This is a genomic window from Streptomyces sp. PA03-3a, assembly GCF_033792735.1.
In the GTDB taxonomy this organism is placed as follows: domain Bacteria; phylum Actinomycetota; class Actinomycetes; order Streptomycetales; family Streptomycetaceae; genus Actinacidiphila.
In genome coordinates, this window is record NZ_JARAVM010000022.1 from 88314 (window position 1) to 108986 (window position 20673).

Here is a 20673-nt window from a genome sequence, read left to right on the forward strand (position 1 = left end):
CCTCCTCACCCGATGGCGCCCGCCCGGGAGGAGGGCCGAGGAGACGACGCCGGGGTCGAGTTCGTCGCGCGGCGGCCCCAGCCCCGCCGTGGGGCGACCCCCATGGGGGTCGAGCCGTTCGACGCCGGGGCCGGAAGCCCTGGTGAAACCGGGCTCCGACCGCGCGGGCCACCTGCCCTGCGCCGCTGTCCGGGCATCGCCGACGAAGGCATCGCCGACCGTTCTCCCGGCGTGAATGGGCGCGGGCCGACTCGGCGGACGGCGTCCGAGCAGACCGCGGAGCTACGTGGAGCCTCCGCCCGCCACCGTGCCGGGCTCACGTGCGACCGGGGCGGGCGCCGCGGCGGGGAGTTCGCCGCGGACGACCTCACGGCCGGTGCCGCCCGCCGCGCGCTTCTCGCGGCGGGCGGCACCGACGCCCGCGACCACGACCAGGGCCGTCCCTGCCGCCTGGAGGGCGGTCGGGACCTGGGAGACCAGCACCAGCGCGGCGAGCAGGCTGACCGCGGGCTCCATACCCGCGAGGGTGCCGTAGGCGGTCCTGCCGATCCGCTGGAGGGCCTTCATCTCCAGCAGGAAGGGCACCAGCGGCATCAGGACGGCGATGCCCGCGACCGCCGCGACGACCTGCCATGTGGCACCCGACACCACTCCCGGGGCGCCGAAGGGCGCCGTGAACACCGTGGCGACGCCGAGGGAGACGGCGAGGCCGTGCTGCGCCGAGAAGCGGCTGCCGACGTGCTGGGTGCCGATCACGTACAGCGCCCAGCACGCGCCGGAGGCGACCCCGAACAGGACACCCGCGAGGTCGGCGCCGCCCTGCCACGGCGAGGTGAGGCACAGGACGCCGGCCGCCGCGAGCAGCAGCCAGGCGAGTTCGCGTCGTTGCCGCAGGGAGGCGACGGCGACGGCCAGCGGCCCGAGGAACTCCAGCGCGGTCGCGGTGCCCAGCGGGAGGCGCGCGGCGGCCTCCGAGAAGAGCAGCATCATGGCTCCGCTGACCGCGCCGAGCAGGACGACGGCCGTCAGGTCACGGCGCGGGGCCGCGCGCAGCGCGGGCCACAGCGAACGGCCCGTGAAGGCGAGCAGCAGCAGCGCGGCGAAGCCGACGCGCAGCCACGTGGTGCCGGCCGGGCCGATGTCGTCGAAGAGTTCCGTCGTCAGGGCGCTGCCGGTGTGCAGCACGGTCATCGCGGCCAGGATCAGCACGGCACCAGGTATGCGGCGGGGCGTAAGAGTATGCGGCTCGGACACGGGACCCATTGGACACGCCGCCCGTTGTTTCTGTCCACGAGTCATTGGCGGACGCATTGTTTACGATCGGTGGATGATGGAGGCGTCCGACCAGCTCCCCGATCTCGGCCGGCTGCGCCTGCTGGTCGAGCTCAGCCGCGTGGGCACCATGGCCGCCGTCGCCGAGCGCACCGGATACGGCACCTCGGCGGTCTCCAAGCACCTCGCGGTCCTGGAGCAGGAGGTCGGCACACGGCTCCTCACCCCGGTCGGCCGCCGGGTGCGGCTGACCCCGGCGGGTGAGCGCCTGGTCGCGCACGCCGTGGGGATCCTCTCCGCCGTGGAGGAGGCCAGGGCGGAGCTGCGCGGCGAGTCCGGCCCGGCCGGCCGCGTGCGGCTGGCGAGCTTCGTCAGCGCCGTCGAGCCCACGGTCGTACCCGCGCTCGGGCGGCTCCGCGCGGAGCACCCGCGCGTCGAGGTGCAGCTGTACGAGCACGAACCGGAGCAGACCCTCGCGCTGCTGCTGTCCGGGGACGTCGACCTCGGCATCGTCTACGACTACAGCCTGGTGCCGCGCCCGGTGCCGGACGGACTCAGCGCGCGGCAGTTCGCCACGCAGCCGATGGTGCTCCTGCTGCCGGACGGGCATCCCGGCGACCCGGGACCGGGCGGGCCCGTTCCGCTGTCCGGGCTGAACCGGCTGTCCGGGGCGGGGTGGATCACCAACTCGCGCGGCAGTGACGACGACGAGCTGGTGCAGCGGGTATGCGCGATGGCCGGGTTCACCCCGCGGATCGTCCACCGGGTCGACAGGCTGCACCTGGTGAACCTGCTCACCGGGGCGGGGCTCGGCGTGGCGCTGCTCGCCGAGTCGGGGGTGGAGCGGCAGCGCGACGACGTGGTGACCCGTCCGCTGGACCCGCTGGTGGGCACGCGGCGGCACTTCCTGGTGGCGCGCGCCGGTCAGTGGTCGTGGCCGCCGATCGCGACGGTCGCCCGGCTGCTCACCGGGTGAGCGGACCGGGCGACCGCGGTGGGCATCGGGTCAGGCGGATCGGGCGGGTCAGGGGGTCAGGGTCAGGCGGGCAAGGCGGGTCAGCGGACGGTCCTGACGGGCTCCTCGCCCGAGCCGCCGAGCCCGGCCGCGTCCTTCCGGGACGTGCCGTGCGCGCACGGCATCGCCGGATGCCGGCCCAGCAGCACGACACCCGCGGCGATCGCGGCGAGCCCCGCCGCCTCCCAGGCCAGCGCGCCGGGCGTCACCCGCACGCGGTCGCCGAGGAAGCCGACGCCGCAGGCGATCCCGGCCAGCGGCTGGGCGGCGGTCAGCGCGGGCAGCGACATGCGCAGCGGGGCCGTCTCGAACGCGCTCTGCACGAGCATCAGCCCGGTCAGGCCCATCACGACGACGGCGTACGGCTGCCACTGGGTGAGGAGCGCGCCGACGCCCTCGACCTCGGCCACCTGACCGGAGATCCGGGTCAGGGCGTCCTGGAGGCCGTAGAGCAGGCCCGCGGCGAGTGCCAGCACCGTCGCCTCGGGTGACGGACGCAGCCGCCGCGCGCAGGCGACCAGGAGCAGCGCCAGGCCGACGACGACACCGACCACCAGCCAGTGACGCAGCGCCCCCGCGGGCGGTCCGCCACCCGAGGGGCGCCCTGCCACGATGAACGCCGTCACGCCGAGCGCCAGCAGCGCCACGCCCGACCACCCGTGCCACCCGAGTCTCTGGCCGGTGAGCCGGCGCGATAGCGCCATCGCGAAGAGCAGGTTGGTCGCGGTCAGCGGCTCGACGAGGGAGACCTCGCCCTTGGTGAGCGCGAGGGCGCTGAGCAGCATGCCGCAGATCATCAGGAAGACGCCGAGCAGCCACTGCGGCATCCGCATGAGGTCCAGCAGCAGTCTGAAGGAGAGGAAGTCGGACAGCGGAGCACGCTGGGCGGCCAGCTGCTGGAGGACGAAGCCGAGCCCCAGACAGCAAGCGGCCCCCACCCCGAGCAGGAATACGGCCACCTCGTCAACCTCCCGGTGTCGCCGACTGGCCCGACCTTAGCCCCTCACCCGTCTTGATCGCGACGATTGTCCGCACTCGCCTTCCCGCCCGCGGCCGAGGGGGCCGAGGCGGTCGAGGCGGTCACGATGGGGGGCCGTCCGGTGCGCCTGCCCCGCGCGGGCAGGCGCAGGCCCGCCACGATGTCGCGGACGAGGTGCAGCTCGGCGACGACGTCGGCGATGGTGTCGCACTCCGGCGTCGCGGGCAGTTCCGGGGCGCCCGTGACGGCGGCGCGGCCGTCCAGGGTGTCGGCGACCGCCGTGAGCGCGGCGACCACCTGGGCTCCTTCGTGGGCCGATGGACGGGGGGCTCCCTGCTCCATCCGGAGGACGCAGGCGGTGGTGGCGTCCACGATCCGCTCCGAGGCGGCGACCACGCGGAACCAGTCGCCGTTGCCGCCGTGCCGGGAGGGCAGCTCGGCGGCGAGCGTCTCGGCGGCGACTCGGGCCTCCCCCAGGGCGCTGTAGGCCGCCCGGCGCAGCACTCTGCGCTCCCTGGGGCGCTCGCCGGCGGGCACGATCAGGACGTGGTCGAGGTAGTCCCGGGTGCGCCGCAGGGCCACGGCCAGCAGGTGGCCGACCCGTGCCGTGGGGTCGGTGAGCCGTGGGAGGTGGCCCGCGACGACGACGATCGCGCACGCGATCGCGGTGTCGGCCAGCCTCGCCAGGGCCGCCTGGGTGTCGCCGCCGGCCCAGACGAACGCCAGCACCATGATCGTGACGGCGGTGGTCTGCAGCGCGAAGTGGCGTGCCGCGAACGGCAGGAGCGCGCCCGCCACGGAGGCGCAGACCGCGGTCCACCAGATCCCGCCGCCCAGGGGCGCCGCGAGCGCCGAGAAGACCAGTACGCCGAGCGCGGTGCCGAAGCAGCGGTTGACGACCCGGGAGAACAGCGGGCCGATGTCGGGCTTCACCAGGAAGGCGGCCGTGAGCGGCAGCCAGTACCAGTGGTCCGCGCGCAGTGCCAGGGCCACGGCCGCACTGGCGGTGACACACACGGCGACCTTGAGACCGTACTCGCGGCCCACCGGTCCGAGGACGCGACGGCCCAGCATCGGCGCCGACCCGCGGGCGGGGAGCGGGGCGGCGTCCTCGGCGCGGTCCGTGTCCGGGGTCGTGCGGGCGAAGACGAGGGAGGCGTGCACCATCATGGCGTCGAAGGCGGCGCGGGCCGGGGTGGTCGACTCCGGCGCCGGCAGCGGGCCGGGAGGCGCTCCCGTCCGTACGGCCCTGGCGAGCCGCCGCGGGCCGTCCCCGCTCCGGGGCGGCAGGGGCCGGGCCTCCCAGAGCAGGGCGGCGGCCGCGTCGGTCAGCTCGGTGGCCACGCCGAAGCGTTCCGCGAGCAGCAGTTCGTCGGCGCGTGCGGGCCTGCGCAGCAGCAGCCGGCTGAGCCGGCGCAGCCGGACGGCCTCGTCCCCGCGGTCCAGGGCGGCGCTGAGCCGCCGCCGCGCGGCCTCCGCGCCGGGCCCGCCGACGGTGTCGAGGGCGTCCGCGAGGGCGTCGAAGATCCGGGCCAGCGAGGCGCGCTCGCCGTCCATCGCGCCGCCCGCCGGGCGCGGCGGGCGCAGGGCGAGCCGCAGCAGCAGCAGCCAGCCCGCCCCGGCGAGGAACCACAGCGCCCTGTAGCCGGCCCCGCCGGGCAGCGGCAGCCCCATCCCGATCACGGTGGCGGCCAGCCCTTGCATGGCGGCCCGCGAACACACCGGGCCGACCACGCTGACCGCGCCCGACACCGCCCCCGACGCGAACAGCACCGGCAGCACCCACCAGCCGGTCAGGGCGTTCTGCGTCACGGCACCCACCAGCACGCCCAGCGCGGCGACAAGCGCGGGCAGCCCGATGTGGACGACGCCCGTCCTGCGGGTGCCGGGCAGGTCGTTGAAGCCCGCGAACAGCGCACCGAGCCCGGCCAGCACCCCGATCTCGACGCGTCCCAGCCCGATCCCCAGCGCCAGCAGCGGCCCTGCCGCCAGTGCCCCGCGCAGCACGGCCGGCCACGGCACCGGCCCCCGCTGCCAGCGCAGCGGATGCGCCAGCCAGGAGGGCAGGGCTACGGGTCGGCGGCCGGGGCCACGGGGCAGCACGGGCATCCTCACGGGACGAGAGTGATCTCGACGTCGGGAAAAGACGCAGGCCAGTGGGGTGCCGGGCCTACCGCCTCCCCCTACTCAGGGTATCGGCCGCGGGTGCACCGGTACCGCCGTGGGCCTGTCGTCGCCGTCCCTGCGTGCGTCGGCCGGCGAGCCAGGTGGAGGACGGTCCCGGTGCCGCGTGATCGCGGTCGCGCCCGACTCCGTGCCGATCGCGATGTGGGGGTGGCTGCCGGGGTCGGCCCAGGCCAGGACGCGGCGCATGGCGCCGGCCGGGACCGAGACGCAACCCGCCGTGGCGCCACGGCCGTTCACGTGCAGGAAGATCCCGGCGCCGCGTCCACGGACCGGGTGGCGGTAGTTGAAGCCGATGACGAGGGCGTGCGCGTACTGCTTCCCGAAGTCGGCGAGGCGCTCGGACTCCTCGGGGGCGCAGTCCTCGGGCAGGGGTTCGACCCAGCGGTTGTAGGCGTCCGAGGCGTTGTCCTGGCACCACCACGAGTCCTGCGTCACCGGCAGGTACCGCGTCCTCGTACCGGGGGGCGGCGGCTCGGTGCCGAACGCGAACGGGAGGCCGTACAGGCCGGCCGGGGTGGTCGAGGTGCTCTGCACCCGGTCGCGGCCCTCGACGAGGCCGCCCCCGCCGAAGCGGGCGGCCGCGGAGCCCGCGGCCACCCAGCGGCCGTTGCGGCGGTCCCACCAGGTCAGCGTCCCGGTGGTGGCCTCCGGGGAGGCGGCGACCGCGGTGATCAGCTGGGTGCCGCCGCCGGTGTCGGCCATGCGGTCCGGCAGCGCGGGCGGCGGCAGGGGAACCGCGGCCGCCGTGCCGGCCACGACGGCCGGCACGGCGAGGCGGGTCAGTGCCGCGCGCAGGCTCAAGCGGGGAGCTGCGCCTCGATGGCGGCGACGATCTCGTCGGCCTCGGGCTCGGTGCGGGGGCGGAAGCGGCCGACGACCTGGCCGTCGGCGCCGACGAGGAACTTCTCGAAGTTCCACTGGACGTCGCCGGCCTGGCCCTCGGCGTCGGCGGTCTCGGTCAGCGCCGCGTACAGCGGGTGCCGCTGGTCACCGTTGACGTCGGACTTCTCGTAGAGCGGGAAGCTCACGCCGTAGGTCGCGGAGCAGAAGGTCGCGATCTCGTCGGCCGTGCCCGGCTCCTGGCCCGCGAACTGGTTGCTGGGGAAGCCCAGGACGGTGAACCCCCGGTCGGCATACCGCTTCTGCAGCCGCTCCAGGCCCTCGTACTGCGGGGTCAGACCGCACTTGGAGGCGACGTTGACGATCAGCAGGGCCTTGCCACGGTGGTCGTCGAGGGAGGCGGGCTCACCGGTCAGGGTGCGCAGCGGGATGTCGTAGATGCTCACGTCGGAATCTCCTCGTTTCGGGGCGCGGACGGACCACAGGTCGTCCATTCAACCCCGGTCACGGTGCCGATCTTCCCATGGGAGGAGGTTCCGGGCGCGGCCGCGGCGGGGTGTCAGTGCTCGGTGACGCGGCCGGATTCGAGGCGGATGCGGCGGGTGGTGTGGACGGACTCCAGCATGCGGCGGTCGTGGGTGACCAGCAGCAGGGTGCCGTCGTAGGAGGCGAGGGCGGACTCGAGCTGCTCGATGGCGGGCAGGTCGAGGTGGTTGGTGGGCTCGTCCAGGACGAGGAGGTTGACCCCGCGGCCCTGCAGGAGGGCGAGGGCCGCCCGGGTGCGCTCGCCCGGGGAGAGGCTCGCGGCGGGGCGCAGCACATGGGCGGCCTTGAGGCCGAACTTGGCCAGCAGGGTGCGGACGTCGGCGGGCGCGGTGTCGGGGACCTCGGCTCCGAAGGCGTCCAGCAGCGACTCGCCGCCGAGGAACAGCTTGCGGGCCTGGTCGACCTCGCCGACGACGACTCCGGGCCCGAGGTGCGACGCACCCGCGTCGAGGGGCACCCGGCCCAGCAGCGCGGCCAGGAGGGTCGACTTGCCGGAGCCGTTGGCGCCGGTGATGGCCACCCGGTCGGCCCAGTCGATCTGCAGGTCGACCGGTCCGAGGGTGAACTCCGGGCCGCGGCGGACCTCCGCGCCGCGCAGCGTGGCGACGACCGCGCCCGCGCGGGGCGCGGCGGCGATCTCCATGCGCAGCTCCCACTCCTTGCGGGGCTCCTCGACGACGTCGAGGCGTTCGATCATGCGCTGGGTCTGCCGGGCCTTGGCGGCCTGCTTCTCGGTGGACTCGGTGCGCAGCTTGCGGCCGATCTTGTCGTTGTCGGTCGCCTTGCGGCGGGCGTTGCGGACGCCGTGCTCCATCCAGTTGCGCTGCATGCGGGCGCGGGACTCGAGGGCGCTCTTGGTGTCGGCGTACTCGTCGTACGCCTCGCGGGCGTGCCGGCGGGCGGTCTCGCGCTCCTCCAGGTAGGAGGAGTAGCCGCCGCCGTAGGTGTTGACCTCCTGCTGGGCGAGGTCGAGTTCGACGACGCGGTTGACGGTGCGGGCCAGGAACTCGCGGTCGTGGCTGACCAGGACGGTGCCCGCCTTGAGGCCCTTGACGAAGGTCTCCAGGCGCTCCAGGCCGTCCAGGTCGAGGTCGTTGGTGGGCTCGTCCAGGAGGAAGACGTCGTACCGGCTCAGCAGCAGGGACGCCAGGCCCGCGCGGGCGGCCTGGCCACCGGAGAGGGCCGTCATCGGCATGTCGAGACCGACGCCGAGGCCGAGCGCCTCGCCGACCTCCTCGGCCCGCTCGTCGAGATCCGCGCCGCCGAGGGCGAGCCAGCGCTCCAGGCCGTCGTTGTAGGCGTCGTCCGCGCCAAGCGCCCCGTCGACCAGCGCCTGGGTGGCGGTGTCGAGCGCGGCCTGGGCGGCGGCCACACCGGTGCGCCGGGCGAGGAAGGCCCGTACGGTCTCCCCCGGGCGGCGTTCGGGCTCCTGCGGGAGGTGGCCGACGGTCGCGGTGGGCGGGCTGAGCCGCAGCTGCCCCTGCTCGGGCGCGCTCAGGCCCGCGAGCATGCGCAGCAGCGTCGACTTCCCGGCACCGTTGGCCCCGACCAGACCGATGACGTCGCCGGGGGCGACGACGAGGTCGAGGCCGGAGAACAGCACGCGGTCCCCGTGGCCGGCGGCAAGATCCTTGACGACAAGAGTGGCACTCATCAGGCTGCGATCGTATCGCCCCGCAGGCCCGCGCCCCACGGCCCGGGCACGGCCCCCGGAACGGCCGCACGCGGCCGCCGGCCAAGGGAGGGAACGCCCCATGCCTGACAGGAAGGCCCTCGTCCGCCGTCCGGGCCCGCGCCTCGCGGAGGGGCTGGTGACCCATGTCGGGCGCACCCCCGTCGACACCGGGCTCGCCGCGCGCCAGTGGGAGGGGTACGTGGCCGCGCTGCACGCCCACGGATGGGAGACGGTGGAGGTCGCGGCGGCGGACGACTGCCCGGACGCGGTCTTCGTCGAGGACGCGGTGGTCGTCTTCCGCGGCGTCGCGCTGCTCGCCCGGTCCGGTGCCGTGTCCCGGCGCCCGGAGACAGGCGGGGCGGAGGAGGCGGTCACGGCGCTGGGTCTCCCGGTCGAACGGGTCCGCGAACCGGGCACGCTGGACGGCGGCGACGTGCTGAAGGTCGGGGACACCGTGTACGTGGGCCGCGGCGGGCGGACCGACGCCGAGGGCGTCCGCCAGTTGCGGTCCGCGTTCGAGCCACTGGGCGCGCGGGTGGTCGCCGTACCCGTCAGCAAGGTGCTGCACCTGAAGTCGGCGGTGACGGCGCTGCCCGACGGTACGGTCATCGGTTGTCCGCCGCTGGTTGACGACCCGTCGGTCTTCCCCCGCTTCCTGCCGGTGCCGGAGGAGTCGGGTGCGCATGTGGTGCTGCTCGGCGGTGGCCGGCTGCTGATGGCGGCGAGCGCGCCGCGCACCGCGGAACTCCTGGCCGGCATGGGATATGAGCCCGTTTCGGTGGACATCACAGAGTTCGAGAAGCTTGAGGGGTGTGTGACCTGCCTGTCCGTTCGCCTGCGGAACCTGTACGCCTGACGGCGGGTTGCCTTTTCAGCGCCACCTAACCTACGGTTTCGTAACTTACGATTCCGTAAGCACTCTCCGCGAACCGCCAGGAGCCCAGCGTGACCATTGCCCCGTCCCAGAGTGCCGGTTCGGAAGCATGGAGTGACACCAGGCTGCTGTACGCCCTGGAAGAGGTCGTCGAGACCGAGATCAACCGCCACATAAAGGCGGCCAAGGAGTGGATGCCCCACGAGTACGTCCCGTGGAGTCAGGGCCGTGACTTCGACGGCGTGATGGGCGGCGAGGCCTGGGCACCGGAGCAGTCCAAGGTGACCGAGATCGGCCGGATCTCGCTGGTGGTCAATCTGCTCACCGAGGACAACCTCCCCAGCTACCACCACGAGATCGCCACCCTCTTCGGCCGGGACGGCGCCTGGGGCACGTGGGTGCACCGCTGGACCGCGGAGGAGGGCCGGCACGCCATCGTGATGCGCGACTACCTGCTCACCACGCGGGCCGTCGACCCGGTGGAGCTGGAGCGGCTGCGCATGCACCACATGTCGGAGGGCTTCGAGTCCGACAACGCGCACAGCATGCTGCACTCGGTGGCCTACGTGGCCTTCCAGGAGCTGGCCACCCGCATCTCGCACCGCAACACCGGTCGGGAGTCGGGCGACCCGCTGTGCGAGCGCATGCTGGCGCGCATCGCGACCGACGAGAACCTGCACATGGTCTTCTACCGCAACCTGCTCGCGGCGGCGCTGCAACTGGCGCCGGACCAGACGATGCAGGCGATCCGCGACGTGGTCGTCGGCTTCCGGATGCCGGGGCACGGGATGCCCGGCTTCGAGCGCTCCGCGGCGCGGATCGCCATCGGCGGCATCTACAACCTCCGCATCCACCACGACGACGTGCTCCAGCCCGTGCTGCGCCACCTCAAGGTGCTGGAGACCCAGGGGCTCGGCCCCGAGGGCCTGAAGGCGCAGGAGGAACTGGGCTTCTTCATGGGCGAGCTGGACAGCCAGGCCCGCAAGTTCGAGGAGCGCAGGGACGCCCTGCTGGCCCGGCGGGCCGCGCGCGTCTGACGGACCCGTCCTACGCGGTGGGGTGCCTCCCCGGAGGCGCCCCACCGTCGCGGGCGGGCCGGCCCGCCACCGTGGCGACCTCGCCCACCATCCAGACCAGGCGTTCGCCGTCGTGCTCGAACTCATGCCGCCTGACCATGCCCATCCGCAGGTAGAAGCCCTCGGCGCGCGGATCGGCGCCCACCCCGAGCAGACGCGCGTCCAGCGCGACCGCCCGCCCCGCCAAGTGCCCCCACAGCAGGCGCCCCACGCCGGTGCCGATGAACGGGCGGTCGACGAACAGCAGCCCGATTCCCAGATAGTCGGGATGCTCGTTGAGGGTGTAGAAGCCGACGGGCACGCCGTCCCGCTCCGCGACGGTGACGTGCCGGGAGACGATGTCCGCCGCCGTCAGCTTCGGCGTCACATCGGGGACGTCCGCCACGCGGCCGCCCACCCAGTGCGACTTCGACCGCAGGACCAGCGCGTCCAGCAGCGGCAGCTCCTCCGGGCGAGCGGCACGGATCACGACACCTTCCACGCCACGAGCGTGGCAGCGCACGGGCCGTGGCGTCACCGGATTTCCGTCCCGGCGACGCGGGCGGCGGGACGGACGAGCACGCGCCGACGACGGAGCCTAGGCCGGCGCGGGGCCCAGCGCCCAGGCCGCGGCGGAGAGGCTCACCATCGACAGCAGTGTGGAGAGCATGACCGCGTCGCGGGCGAGGGCCGTGCTCAGGTCGTACTGGCGGGCGTAGATGAAGACGTTCTGGGCGCTCGGCAGCGCGGAGAGGACGACCACCGCGAAGAGCTGATGCGCCGGCAGGTGCAGGACGAGGCCGCCGACCGCGAGCGCGGCCAGGGGCTGGACGAGGGTCTTGATGAGGACGGTGGCACCGACCTCCGCCCGGAAGGCCGCGCCGTTGGCGGGCGGGCGGCCGTGCAGCGACATTCCCAGGGTGAGCAACGCGGTCGGCACGCCCGCGCCGCCGAGCAGCCCGACCGAGTGACCGAGCGCGGCGGGGAGCCGCCAGCCGCCCGCGGAGACGGCGCAGCCGAGAACCGCGCCCAGGATGACCGGGGTCCGCAGCGGCACCAGGAGCAGGCGGGCGGCACCGCCTTCCCGCCTCCGCCCGGCTCCGCCACCGGTGCCCGCGTCGAGGACGGTGAGGATGACCGGGGTGACCAGCAGCACCTGGAAGAGCAGCACCGGGGCGACGAACGACGCGTCGCCGAGGATCTGCACCGCGACCGGGATGCCGAGGTTGGCGGAGTTGACGTACCCGGCCGCCATGCCGCCGATGGCCTGGTCCGGCAGACGCCGCCCAAAGACCCACCGGCTGACGGCGAACCCGAGCAGGCACGCCAGAGCCGTGCCGGCCGCGAAGGCGATCATGGACGTGTTCACGAAGGCGTCCAGGGGCGTTCCGGCGATCGTGGTGAACAGGGCGGCCAGCATGGCGACGTTGAAGACGAACCGCCCCAGCACGGACTCCGCATGCGGTCCCAGCAGTCCGGTTCGCCCGACCGCGTAACCCGCCGCACTGATGGCCCATATGGGGACGAATCCGGAAAGCAGCGGTGACAGGGCGTGCATGGGGCCTCGGGTTGTCCGGTGTGCCGTCGGGCGGGGACCCGGGATCGCCGGGCGGCCCCGTGCAGTCAATCAGGCGGCTTCCGGGCCGCCGCACCGGGGCCCCGGCGGAAAATCATGCAAGCACGCTTGATTGTTTCCGGCCGCGGTGCCAGCCTGTGACGCGCACGGCTTCGCTGACGCTGCGTCATTCAGGGGGACCCTTGTCCGACCCCACACCCGTATTGGACGATCTGCGGGACGAGAGCGAGGGCCTGGACGCCCTGGTCGCCCCGCTCCCCGAAGACGCCTGGGCGGCGCCGACGCCCGCCCCGGGCTGGACGATCGCCCACCAGATCGCCCATCTGGCCTGGACCGACCGGCAGTCCGTGCTGGCGGTCACGGACCCGGAGCGCTTCGGCTCCGTGGTGGAGAAGGCGGCCGCCGCGATCGACACCTTCGTCGACGACGGCGCCGAGGAGGGCGCGGCTCTCCCGCCCGCCGAACTCCTCGCGCGCTGGCGCTCGGGGCGGGCGGAACTGCAGGCCGCCCTGCGGGCGCAGCCGTCCGGGACGCGCTTCCCCTGGTTCGGGCCGCCGATGAGCGCCGCGTCCATGGCCTCGGCCCGGCTCATGGAGACCTGGGCGCACGGCGAGGACGTCGCGGACGCGCTCGGCGTACGGCGTGCGCCGACCGCGCGGCTGCGGCACGTGGCACGGATCGCCGTACGGGCCCGCGACTACGCGTACTTCGTCAACGGCCGGACCCCGCCCGCCGAGGAGTTCCGGGTCGAGCTGACCGCCCCCGACGGCACCCTGTGGGCGTTCGGCCCGCAGGACGCCGCGCAGCGGGTCACGGGCCCGGCGCTCGACCTGTGCCTGCTGGCGACCCGCCGCCGGCACCGCCGCGACCTGGCCGTGCGCGCCGAGGGCGCGGACGCCGACCGCTGGCTGGACATCGCCCAGGCGTTCGCGGGGCCGCCGGGCGCGGGCCGCGAGCCGGGTGAGGGAGGAACGGCGTGAACACCGAGAACCGTACGACCATGCTGGAACGCCTGGCCGAGCTGGAGGCCGAGCACGGCAAGGCGCTCGCGGGCGGCGGCCCCAAGTACGTGGACCGGCACCGTGCGCGGGGGAAACTGACCGCGCGGGAGCGGGTGGAGCTGCTGCTGGACCAGGACAGCCCGTTCCTGGAGCTGTCGCCGCTCGCGGCCTGGGGCAGCGACTACCCGGTCGGCGCGTCGCTGGTGACCGGCATCGGCGTGATCGAGGGCACCGAGTGCGTGATCACCGCCAACGACCCGACGGTGCGCGGCGGGGCGAGCAACCCGTGGACGCTGAAGAAGGCCCTGCGGGCCAACGAGATCGCGCTGACCAACCGCCTCCCGCTGGTCAACCTCGTGGAGTCGGGCGGCGCGGACCTGCCCAGCCAGAAGGAGATCTTCATCCCGGGCGGTGCGCTCTTCCGCGACCTGACCCGGCTGTCGGCGGCCGGCATCCCCACCGTCGCCGTCGTGTTCGGGAACTCGACGGCCGGCGGCGCGTACGTCCCCGGGATGTCCGACCACGTGATCATGGTCAAGGAGCGCTCCAAGGTGTTCCTCGGCGGCCCGCCGCTGGTGAAGATGGCCACCGGCGAGGAGAGCGACGACGAGTCGCTGGGCGGGGCCGACATGCACGCCCGCGTCTCCGGGCTCGCGGACTACTTCGCGCTGGACGAGCCCGACGCGCTGCGCACCGCCCGCCGCGTGGTGGCCCGGCTCAACTGGCGCAAGCAGGGCCCCGCCCCGGCCGCCGGCTACGACCCGCCGCGGTACGACGAGGACGAGCTGCTGGACATCGTCCCCGCGGACCTGAAGACCCCCTTCGACCCGCGGGACGTCATCGCGCGGGTCGTGGACGGCTCCGAGTTCGACGAGTTCAAGCCGCTGTACGGGCCGAGCCTGGCGACCGGCTGGGCACGGGTGCACGGCTATCCCGTCGGGATCCTGGCCAACGCGCAGGGAGTTCTGTTCAGCGCCGAGTCGCAGAAGGCCGCGCAGTTCATCCAGCTCGCCAACCAGCGGGACATCCCGCTGCTGTTCCTGCACAACACCACCGGCTACATGGTGGGCCGCGAGTACGAGCAGGGCGGCATCATCAAGCACGGCGCCATGATGATCAACGCGGTGTCCAACTCGCGGGTGCCGCACATCTCGGTCCTCATGGGCGCGAGTTACGGCGCGGGGCACTACGGCATGTGCGGCCGGGCGTACGACCCGCGCTTCCTGTTCGCCTGGCCCGGCGCCAAGTCGGCCGTCATGGGCCCGGCGCAGCTCGCGGGCGTGCTGACGATCGTGGCGCGGCAGTCGGCGGCCGCCCGGGGCCTGCCGTTCGACGAGGAGGCCGCCGCCGGGCTGCGGGCGATGGTGGAGCAGCAGATCGAGTCCGAGTCCCTGCCGATGTTCCTGTCGGGGCGGCTGTACGACGACGGGGTGATCGACCCGCGCGACACCCGCACGGTGCTCGGCGTGTGCCTGTCGGCGGTCCACAGCGCACCGGTCGAGGGCGCCCGCGGCGGCTTCGGCGTCTTCCGGATGTGAGGAGCACCTGACCGTGATCGCATCAGTGCTGGTGGCCAACCGCGGCGAGATCGCCCGCCGTGTCTTCCGCACCTGCCGCGACCTGGGCATCGCCACGGTCGCCGTCCACTCGGACGCGGACGCCGCCGCCCCGCACGTACGGGAGGCGGACGCCGCGGTGCGGCTGCCGGGGGACGCGCCCGCCGACACCTATCTGCGCGGCGACCTGATCGTGAAGGCGGCCCTCGCGACCGGAGCGGACGCCGTGCACCCCGGCTACGGATTCCTGTCGGAGAACGCCGACTTCGCCCGGTCCGTCATCGCGGCGGGTCTGACCTGGATCGGGCCCGCGCCCGAGGCCATCGAGGCGATGGGCTCCAAGACCAGGGCCAAGCGGCTGATGGCCGAGGCCGGCGTACCGGTGCTGGAGGCCGGGCCGGACGATCTGCCCGTACTGGTCAAGGCGGCGGCCGGCGGCGGCGGGCGCGGCATGCGCGTCGTCCGGGAGGCCGCCGCCCTGGAGCAGGAGATGGCCGCCGCCCGCGCGGAGGCGCTGTCCGCCTTCGGCGACGGCGAGGTCTTCCTGGAGCCGTACGTCGAGGACGGCCGGCACATCGAGGTGCAGGTCCTGGCGGACACCCACGGCACCGTGTGGACGCTGGGTGAGCGCGACTGCTCGGTGCAGCGGCGCCACCAGAAGGTGATCGAGGAGACCCCGGCGCCCGGCGTCACCGACGAGCTGCGCCGGACGCTGCGCACGGCGGCCGAGGCGGCGGCGCGCGCCATCGGCTACGTCGGCGCGGGGACGGTGGAGTTCCTGGTCTCGCCGGACGGCCGGCCGTACTTCCTGGAGATGAACACCCGCCTCCAGGTGGAGCACCCGGTCACCGAGTGCGTCTTCGGCGTGGACCTCGTCGCGCTGCAACTGGAGGTCGCCGAGGGCGAAAGGCTCCCCGCCGCTCCCCCGCTCCCCTCCGGGCACGCGGTCGAGGCCCGGCTGTACGCGGAGGACCCGGCCCGCGACTGGCAGCCGCAGACCGGCGTCCTGCACCGCTTCCGGCTGCCGCGGGCGCCGGGGCTGCGGGTGGACGCGGGCTTCGGCGACGGCGACCGGATCGGCGTGCACTACGACGCGATGCTCGCCAAGGTCGTCGCCCACGCCCCCACCCGCGCCCAGGCGCTCCGGCTGCTCGCGGGCGCCCTGGAGCGGGCCCGGGTGCACGGCCTGGTGACCAACCGCGACCTGCTCGTAAGAGTGCTGCGCGACCCGGACTTCGCCGCGGGGCGGCTGTCCACGGCCTTTCTGGCCCGCCTCGGCCCGGCGCCCGCCGAGGACGAGGGCGCGGCGCGGCTGGCGGCCCTGGCCGCCGCGCTCGCCGACGCCTCGGGGCGCCATCCGCTGGGCGGCTGGCGCAACGTGCCGTCGGCGCCGCAGTCCAAGACCTACCGCGCCGAGCCGGGCGGCGCGGAGTACGAGGTGCGCTACCGGCTCGGCCGCGACGGCCTGACCGCCGAGGGGCATCCGGACGTCCGTCTGCTGGAGCGGGCGCCGGAGCGGGTCGTGCTGGAGGTCGCCGGGGTGCGCCGCGCCTTCGAGATCGCGGTCTACGCGGACCAGGTGTGCGTCGACGGTCCGCTCGGCTCCCACCGCTTCACCGCGCTGCCGCGCTTCCCCGACCCGGTCGCGCAGCTCGCGCCGGGCTCGCTGCTGGCCCCGATGCCGGGGACGGTGGTGCGCGTGGCGGACGTCGCCGTCGGCGACAAGGTGGCGGCGGGGCAGCCGCTGCTGTGGCTTGAGGCCATGAAGATGGAGCACCTCGTCGCCGCCCCGGCGGACGGTGTGCTCACCGCGCTGCACGCCGAGGCCGGCCGCCAGGTCGACGTCGGCGCCGTACTCGCCGTCGTTCAGGAAGAGGTTTCCCCATGAGCGGTACACCCGCTGTGAACGGACCGACCGGCACCTTCGACAACGTCCTGCTGGAGAGCGAGGAGCGGCGCGCGCTGCGCAAGGCCGTCTCCGACCTGGGGCGCCGCTACGGGCGTTCCTACTTCCTCGACGCCGTGCGCGAGGGGCGGCACACCGACAAGCTGTGGCAGGAGGCCGGCGCTCTCGGCTACCTCGGCGTCAACCTGCCGGAGGAGCACGGCGGCGGGGGCGGCGGCCTCGCCGAACTCTCCATCGTGCTGGAGGAACTGGGCGCCGCGGGCTGCCCGTTGCTGCTGCTCATCGTCTCCCCGGCGATCTGCGGCACGGTCATCGCGCGCTTCGGGACCGAGGAGCAGAAGCGCCGGTGGCTGCCCGGGCTCTCGGACGGCTCGCTCCGCATGGCGTTCGGCATCACCGAGCCGGACGCCGGTTCCAACTCGCACCGGCTGACCACCACGGCCCGCCGGGACGGGTCGGACTGGCTGCTCACGGGCCGCAAGGTCTTCGTCTCCGGCGTCGACATCGCCGACGCGACGCTCATCGTGGGCCGCACCGAGGACGCGCGCACGGGCAGGCTGAAGCCGTGCCTGTTCGTGGTGGAGCGCGAGACGCCCGGCTTCGAGTTCCGGCCGATCGACATGGAACTGTCCGCGCCGGAGAAGCAGTTCCACATCTTCATGGACGACGTACGGCTGCCCGCCGACGCCCTCGTCGGCGACGAGGACGCGGGGCTGCTGCAGTTGTTCGCGGGCCTCAACCCCGAGCGCGTCATGACGGCCGCCTTCTCGATCGGCATGGGCCGCTTCGCGCTCGACGCCGCCGTGGCCTACGCGCGCACCCGGCAGGTGTGGAAGGCCCCCATCGGCTCGCACCAGGCCATCGCCCACCCGCTGGCGCAGGCCCACATCGAGCTGGAACTGGCCCGGCTGATGATGCAGAAGGCCGCGTTCCTGTACGACGCCGGGGACGACACGGCCGCCGGCGAGGCCGCCAACATGGCGAAGTACGCGGCGGCCGAGGCGGGCGCGAAAGCCGTCGACCAGGCCGTGCACACCCTCGGCGGCAACGGCCTGACGGCCGAGTACGGGCTGGCCTCCCTCCTGACGGCCTCGCGCGTGGGTCGCATCGCGCCGGTCAGCCGGGAGATGATTCTCAACTACGTCTCGCACCACACGCTGGGTCTGCCCAAGTCCTACTGAGCACTGAGCACATCCTGACGAGGAGGGGGGAACGGCCATGGCACAGCCGGCCGTGTTCCACAGCGAGTATCCCGCGGTTCCCGCCATCGACCTGCCGATCCACGAGGCCGTACTGGGGCACGCCGCCGAGTTCGGCGACCGGCCCGCGCTCGTCGACGGGGTGGAGGGCACGACGCTCACCTACGCGCAGCTCGACTCCTTCACCCGCCGTATCGCGGCGGCGCTGGCGGAGTCCGGACTGCGCAAGGGCGACGTCCTCGCCCTGCACAGCCCCAACACCATCACCTACCCGCCCGTCTTCTACGGCGCCACCCGCGCCGGCGCGGCCGTCACCACGGTGCATCCGCTCGCCACCGCCGAGGAGTTCGCGCGGCAGCTGCGCGACAGCGGCGCCTCGTGGATCGTCACCGTATCGCCCCTGCTGGAGACCGCCCGCAAGGCGGCCGAACAGGCGGGCGGCGTACGGGAGATCCTGGTCTGCGACAGTGCCGAGGGCCACCGTTCGGTGCTGGACCTGCTGGGCTCCACCGCCCCCGAGCCGGAGATCGCCTTCGACCCGGGTGAGGACGTGGCCGCGCTGCCGTACTCCTCGGGCACCACGGGTGTGCCCAAGGGTGTGATGCTGACCCACCGCAACATCGCCACCAACCTGGCCCAGCTCGATCCGACGCTGTCGATGGGACCCGGGCACCGCATCCTGGCCGTGCTCCCGTTCTTCCACATCTACGGGCTCACCGCGCTCATGAACGCCCCGCTGCGCAAGGGCGCCACGGTCGTGGTGCTGCCGCGCTTCGACCTGGACCAGTTCCTGAAGGCAGTGGCGACCCACCGGGTGCAGGGACTGTTCGTGGCCCCTCCGATCGTGCTGGCGCTCGCCAAGCACCCGGCGGTCGCCGCGCACGACCTCAGCTCGCTGGAGTACGTGCTGTGCTCGGCGGCGCCGCTCGACGCCGAGCTGGCCCAGGCCTGCTCGAAGCGGCTGGGGCTGCCGCCGATCCTTCAGGCGTACGGGATGACGGAACTCTCCCCCGGCACGCACGTGGTGCCGGTGGACGCGCGCGACGCGCCGCCCGGCGCGGTCGGCAAGCTGCTCCCCGGCACCGAGATGCGCATCGTCCCGCTCGACGAGGACGCGGCCGTCGAGGGCGCCGGGGAGATCCTCATCCGCGGTCCGCAGGTCATGAAGGGCTATCTGGGACGGCCCGACGAGACCGCCGCCATGATCGACGCGGAGGGCTGGCTGCACACCGGCGACGTCGGCCGGGTGGACGCCGACGGGTGGCTCCACGTCGTCGACCGGGTCAAGGAGCTGATCAAGTACAAGGGCTACCAGGTGCCGCCCGCCGAACTGGAGGCCGTGCTGCTCACCGACCCGCGGGTGGCCGACGCCGCGGTCATCGGCGTGCTGGACGGGGACGGCAACGAGATCCCCAAGGCGTACGTGGTGCCGCAGCAGGGGGTCTCCCTCACGGCGGACGACGTCATGGCGCACGTGGCCGCGCAGGTCGCCCCGTACAAGAAGGTGCGCCGGGTGGAGTTCACCGACGCGATACCGAGGGCCGCCAGCGGCAAGATCCTCAGGCGTGAACTGCGCGCCCGGGAAAGGGGAACCGGCTGATGACCGACGACGCCGCGGCGCCTTGTGTGCGGAGCGCGTACGACGGGGGGATCACCACGCTCACGCTGGACTCCCCGCACAACCGCAACGCGCTCTCCGCACGCATGGTCGACGAGCTGTCCGACGCGCTGGCCCACGCCGGCAAGGACCCGGCCACGCGGGCGGTGCTGCTCACGCACACCGGCGGCACCTTCTGCGCGGGCGCGGACCTGAAGGAGGCGACGTCGCCGGAGGGGCCGCGGCGGCTCGTGGCGCTGCTGCGGGCGATCGTGGAACTGCCCAAGCCGGTCGTGGCGCATGTGAGGGGCCATGTGCGCGCGGGCGGCCTCGGGCTGCTGGCGGCCTGTGACGTCCCGGTGGCGGGGCCGGGGGCGAGCTTCGCCTTCACCGAGGCGCGGCTCGGCCTCGCCCCCGCCGTGATCTCGCTGACGGTGCTGCCGCGCATGGACGCCCGGGCCGCCGCCCGCCACTACCTGACGGGGGAGGTCTTCGACACCGCGGAGGCCGTCCGCACCGGCCTGGTGGCGGCCCCGGAGGAGGCGCTGGACGGCATCCTCGCGGGGCTGCGGGCGGGATCTCCGCAGGGGCTCGCCGAATCGAAGGCGCTGACGACGGCCGCCGTGCTGCGCGTCTTCGACCGGGACGCGACGGCGCTGGTCGAGCGGTCGGCCCGGCTGTTCGGCTCGCCCGAGGCGGAACAGGGGATGCGGGCCTTCCTCGAACGGCGGTCCGCGCCATGGGCGCTGTGACCGCCACCGCCCGTACGCCCAAGCAGGACCGCAGCCGCGCCACCCGGCAGCGGCTGCTGGAGGCGGCCGTCGCCTGCCTGGCCGAGCGCGGCTGGGCGGGCAGCACGGTGGCGGTGGTCGCGGAGCGGGCGGGGGTGTCGCGGGGGGCGGCCCAGCACCACTTCCCCACCCGCGAGGACCTGTTCACCGGGGCGATCGAGTTCGTCGCCGAGCAGTGGCTGGCCGCCCTGCGGGAGCACGCGCACGCCCTCCCCCGCGAGGGGGTGCCGCGCACGCACGCCGTGGTCGGCATGGTCGTCGAGCTCTACACGGGGCCGATCTTCCGCGCGGCGCTGCACCTGTGGGTGGCGGCGGCGAACGAGGAGCAACTGCGTCCCCGGGTCACCGCGCTGGAGTCGCGCATCGGGCGGGAGGCGCACCGGCTCGCCGTGGAGATGCTCGACGCGGACGAGGCGGTGACCGGGGTCAGGGAGACCGTGCAGGCCACCCTCGACATGGCGCGGGGTCTGGGTCTGGCAAACCTGCTGAGCGACGACAGCGCCCGCCGCGCGGGCATCGTCCGCGAGTGGTCGGCGGTCCTGGACGGGGTGCTGCGCCGCGGAATCTGAGTCGCCGCCTGTCGGTGGCGGGTGAGAAGATCCCG

At 74.1% G+C, this 20673-nt stretch carries 18 protein-coding genes; 10 read left to right on the plus strand and 8 right to left on the minus strand.

Annotation, left to right across the window (positions count from 1 at the left end; all coding sequences use genetic code 11):
- Positions 1–282: 282 nt before the first annotated feature.
- Positions 283–1263 carry an EamA family transporter gene (locus PV342_RS25385; RefSeq protein WP_500318743.1) on the minus strand — a complete coding sequence of 327 codons (981 nt, stop codon included), beginning with the start codon at positions 1261–1263 and terminating at the stop codon, positions 283–285.
- Between the two features lie 64 nt (positions 1264–1327).
- Between PV342_RS25385 and PV342_RS25390 the strand changes: the two genes are divergently transcribed.
- Positions 1328–2248 (plus strand): LysR family transcriptional regulator, encoded by a 921-nt coding sequence (locus tag PV342_RS25390; protein WP_500318744.1) that lies wholly within the window; start codon positions 1328–1330, stop codon positions 2246–2248.
- Between the two features lie 80 nt (positions 2249–2328).
- Here the strand turns inward: PV342_RS25390 and PV342_RS25395 are convergent, their stop codons facing one another.
- The 5 genes from PV342_RS25395 to PV342_RS25415 form a co-directional block, all read right to left on the minus strand.
- On the minus strand, positions 2329–3246 hold the full coding sequence (locus PV342_RS25395; RefSeq protein WP_500318745.1) for a DMT family transporter: 918 nt from the start codon (positions 3244–3246) through the stop codon (positions 2329–2331).
- A 44-nt stretch (positions 3247–3290) separates the two neighbouring features.
- Positions 3291–5375, minus strand: a complete 2085-nt coding sequence (locus PV342_RS25400; protein ID WP_500318778.1) for an FUSC family protein — start codon at positions 5373–5375, stop codon at positions 3291–3293.
- A 78-nt stretch (positions 5376–5453) separates the two neighbouring features.
- Positions 5454–6248, minus strand: a complete 795-nt coding sequence (locus PV342_RS25405) for a L,D-transpeptidase family protein (protein WP_400807628.1) — start codon at positions 6246–6248, stop codon at positions 5454–5456.
- Positions 6249–6250: 2 nt separating this feature from the next.
- Positions 6251–6739, minus strand: coding sequence for a glutathione peroxidase (locus PV342_RS25410; RefSeq protein ID WP_018558111.1), 489 nt, complete (start codon positions 6737–6739; stop codon positions 6251–6253).
- Positions 6740–6852: 113 nt separating this feature from the next.
- Positions 6853–8493 (minus strand): ABC-F family ATP-binding cassette domain-containing protein, encoded by a 1641-nt coding sequence (locus PV342_RS25415; protein ID WP_500318746.1) that lies wholly within the window; start codon positions 8491–8493, stop codon positions 6853–6855.
- Positions 8494–8593: 100 nt separating this feature from the next.
- On the opposite strand from PV342_RS25415, the gene ddaH reads away from it, so the two are divergent.
- Together ddaH and PV342_RS25425 are read left to right on the plus strand one after the other, a co-directional pair.
- Entirely contained in the window at positions 8594–9370 is a 777-nt protein-coding gene (ddaH, locus tag PV342_RS25420; RefSeq protein ID WP_500318747.1) for a dimethylargininase, read from the plus strand.
- Between the two features lie 89 nt (positions 9371–9459).
- A complete protein-coding gene (locus PV342_RS25425) occupies positions 9460–10425 on the plus strand; it encodes an acyl-ACP desaturase (protein WP_400807527.1) in 966 nt (321 codons plus the stop codon).
- Positions 10426–10435: 10 nt separating this feature from the next.
- Here PV342_RS25425 and PV342_RS25430 read toward each other — a convergent pair whose 3' ends face one another.
- The gene (locus PV342_RS25430) at positions 10436–10945 is read right to left on the minus strand and encodes a GNAT family N-acetyltransferase (RefSeq protein WP_500318748.1); all 510 of its coding nucleotides are present in this window, start codon (positions 10943–10945) and stop codon (positions 10436–10438) included.
- 96 nt (positions 10946–11041) lie between these two features.
- Positions 11042–12001 carry an AEC family transporter gene (locus PV342_RS25435; RefSeq protein WP_500318749.1) on the minus strand — a complete coding sequence of 320 codons (960 nt, stop codon included), beginning with the start codon at positions 11999–12001 and terminating at the stop codon, positions 11042–11044.
- A 200-nt stretch (positions 12002–12201) separates the two neighbouring features.
- Here PV342_RS25435 and PV342_RS25440 point away from each other — a divergent pair, with 200 nt between their 5' ends.
- From PV342_RS25440 to PV342_RS25470, 7 genes are read left to right on the plus strand one after another with little or no spacing between them, the layout of a single operon-like run.
- Entirely contained in the window at positions 12202–12999 is a 798-nt protein-coding gene (locus PV342_RS25440) for a TIGR03084 family metal-binding protein (protein WP_500318750.1), read from the plus strand.
- Positions 13000–13019: 20 nt separating this feature from the next.
- Positions 13020–14558, plus strand: a complete 1539-nt coding sequence (locus PV342_RS25445; RefSeq protein WP_037731468.1) for an acyl-CoA carboxylase subunit beta — start codon at positions 13020–13022, stop codon at positions 14556–14558.
- A 13-nt stretch (positions 14559–14571) separates the two neighbouring features.
- On the plus strand, positions 14572–16464 hold the full coding sequence (locus tag PV342_RS25450; RefSeq protein ID WP_500318751.1) for an acetyl/propionyl/methylcrotonyl-CoA carboxylase subunit alpha: 1893 nt from the start codon (positions 14572–14574) through the stop codon (positions 16462–16464).
- Positions 16461–17663 carry an acyl-CoA dehydrogenase family protein gene (locus PV342_RS25455; RefSeq protein WP_433425748.1) on the plus strand — a complete coding sequence of 401 codons (1203 nt, stop codon included), beginning with the start codon at positions 16461–16463 and terminating at the stop codon, positions 17661–17663. Before PV342_RS25450 ends, PV342_RS25455 begins: the two co-directional genes overlap by 4 nt.
- 37 nt (positions 17664–17700) lie before the next feature.
- Positions 17701–19281, plus strand: coding sequence for a 4-coumarate--CoA ligase family protein (locus PV342_RS25460; RefSeq protein ID WP_500318752.1), 1581 nt, complete (start codon positions 17701–17703; stop codon positions 19279–19281).
- Positions 19281–20030, plus strand: a complete 750-nt coding sequence (locus PV342_RS25465; RefSeq protein WP_500318753.1) for an enoyl-CoA hydratase family protein — start codon at positions 19281–19283, stop codon at positions 20028–20030. Before PV342_RS25460 ends, PV342_RS25465 begins: the two co-directional genes overlap by 1 nt.
- Positions 20018–20638 carry a TetR/AcrR family transcriptional regulator gene (locus PV342_RS25470; RefSeq protein ID WP_400807551.1) on the plus strand — a complete coding sequence of 207 codons (621 nt, stop codon included), beginning with the start codon at positions 20018–20020 and terminating at the stop codon, positions 20636–20638. Before PV342_RS25465 ends, PV342_RS25470 begins: the two co-directional genes overlap by 13 nt.
- Positions 20639–20673: the final 35 nt, after the last annotated feature.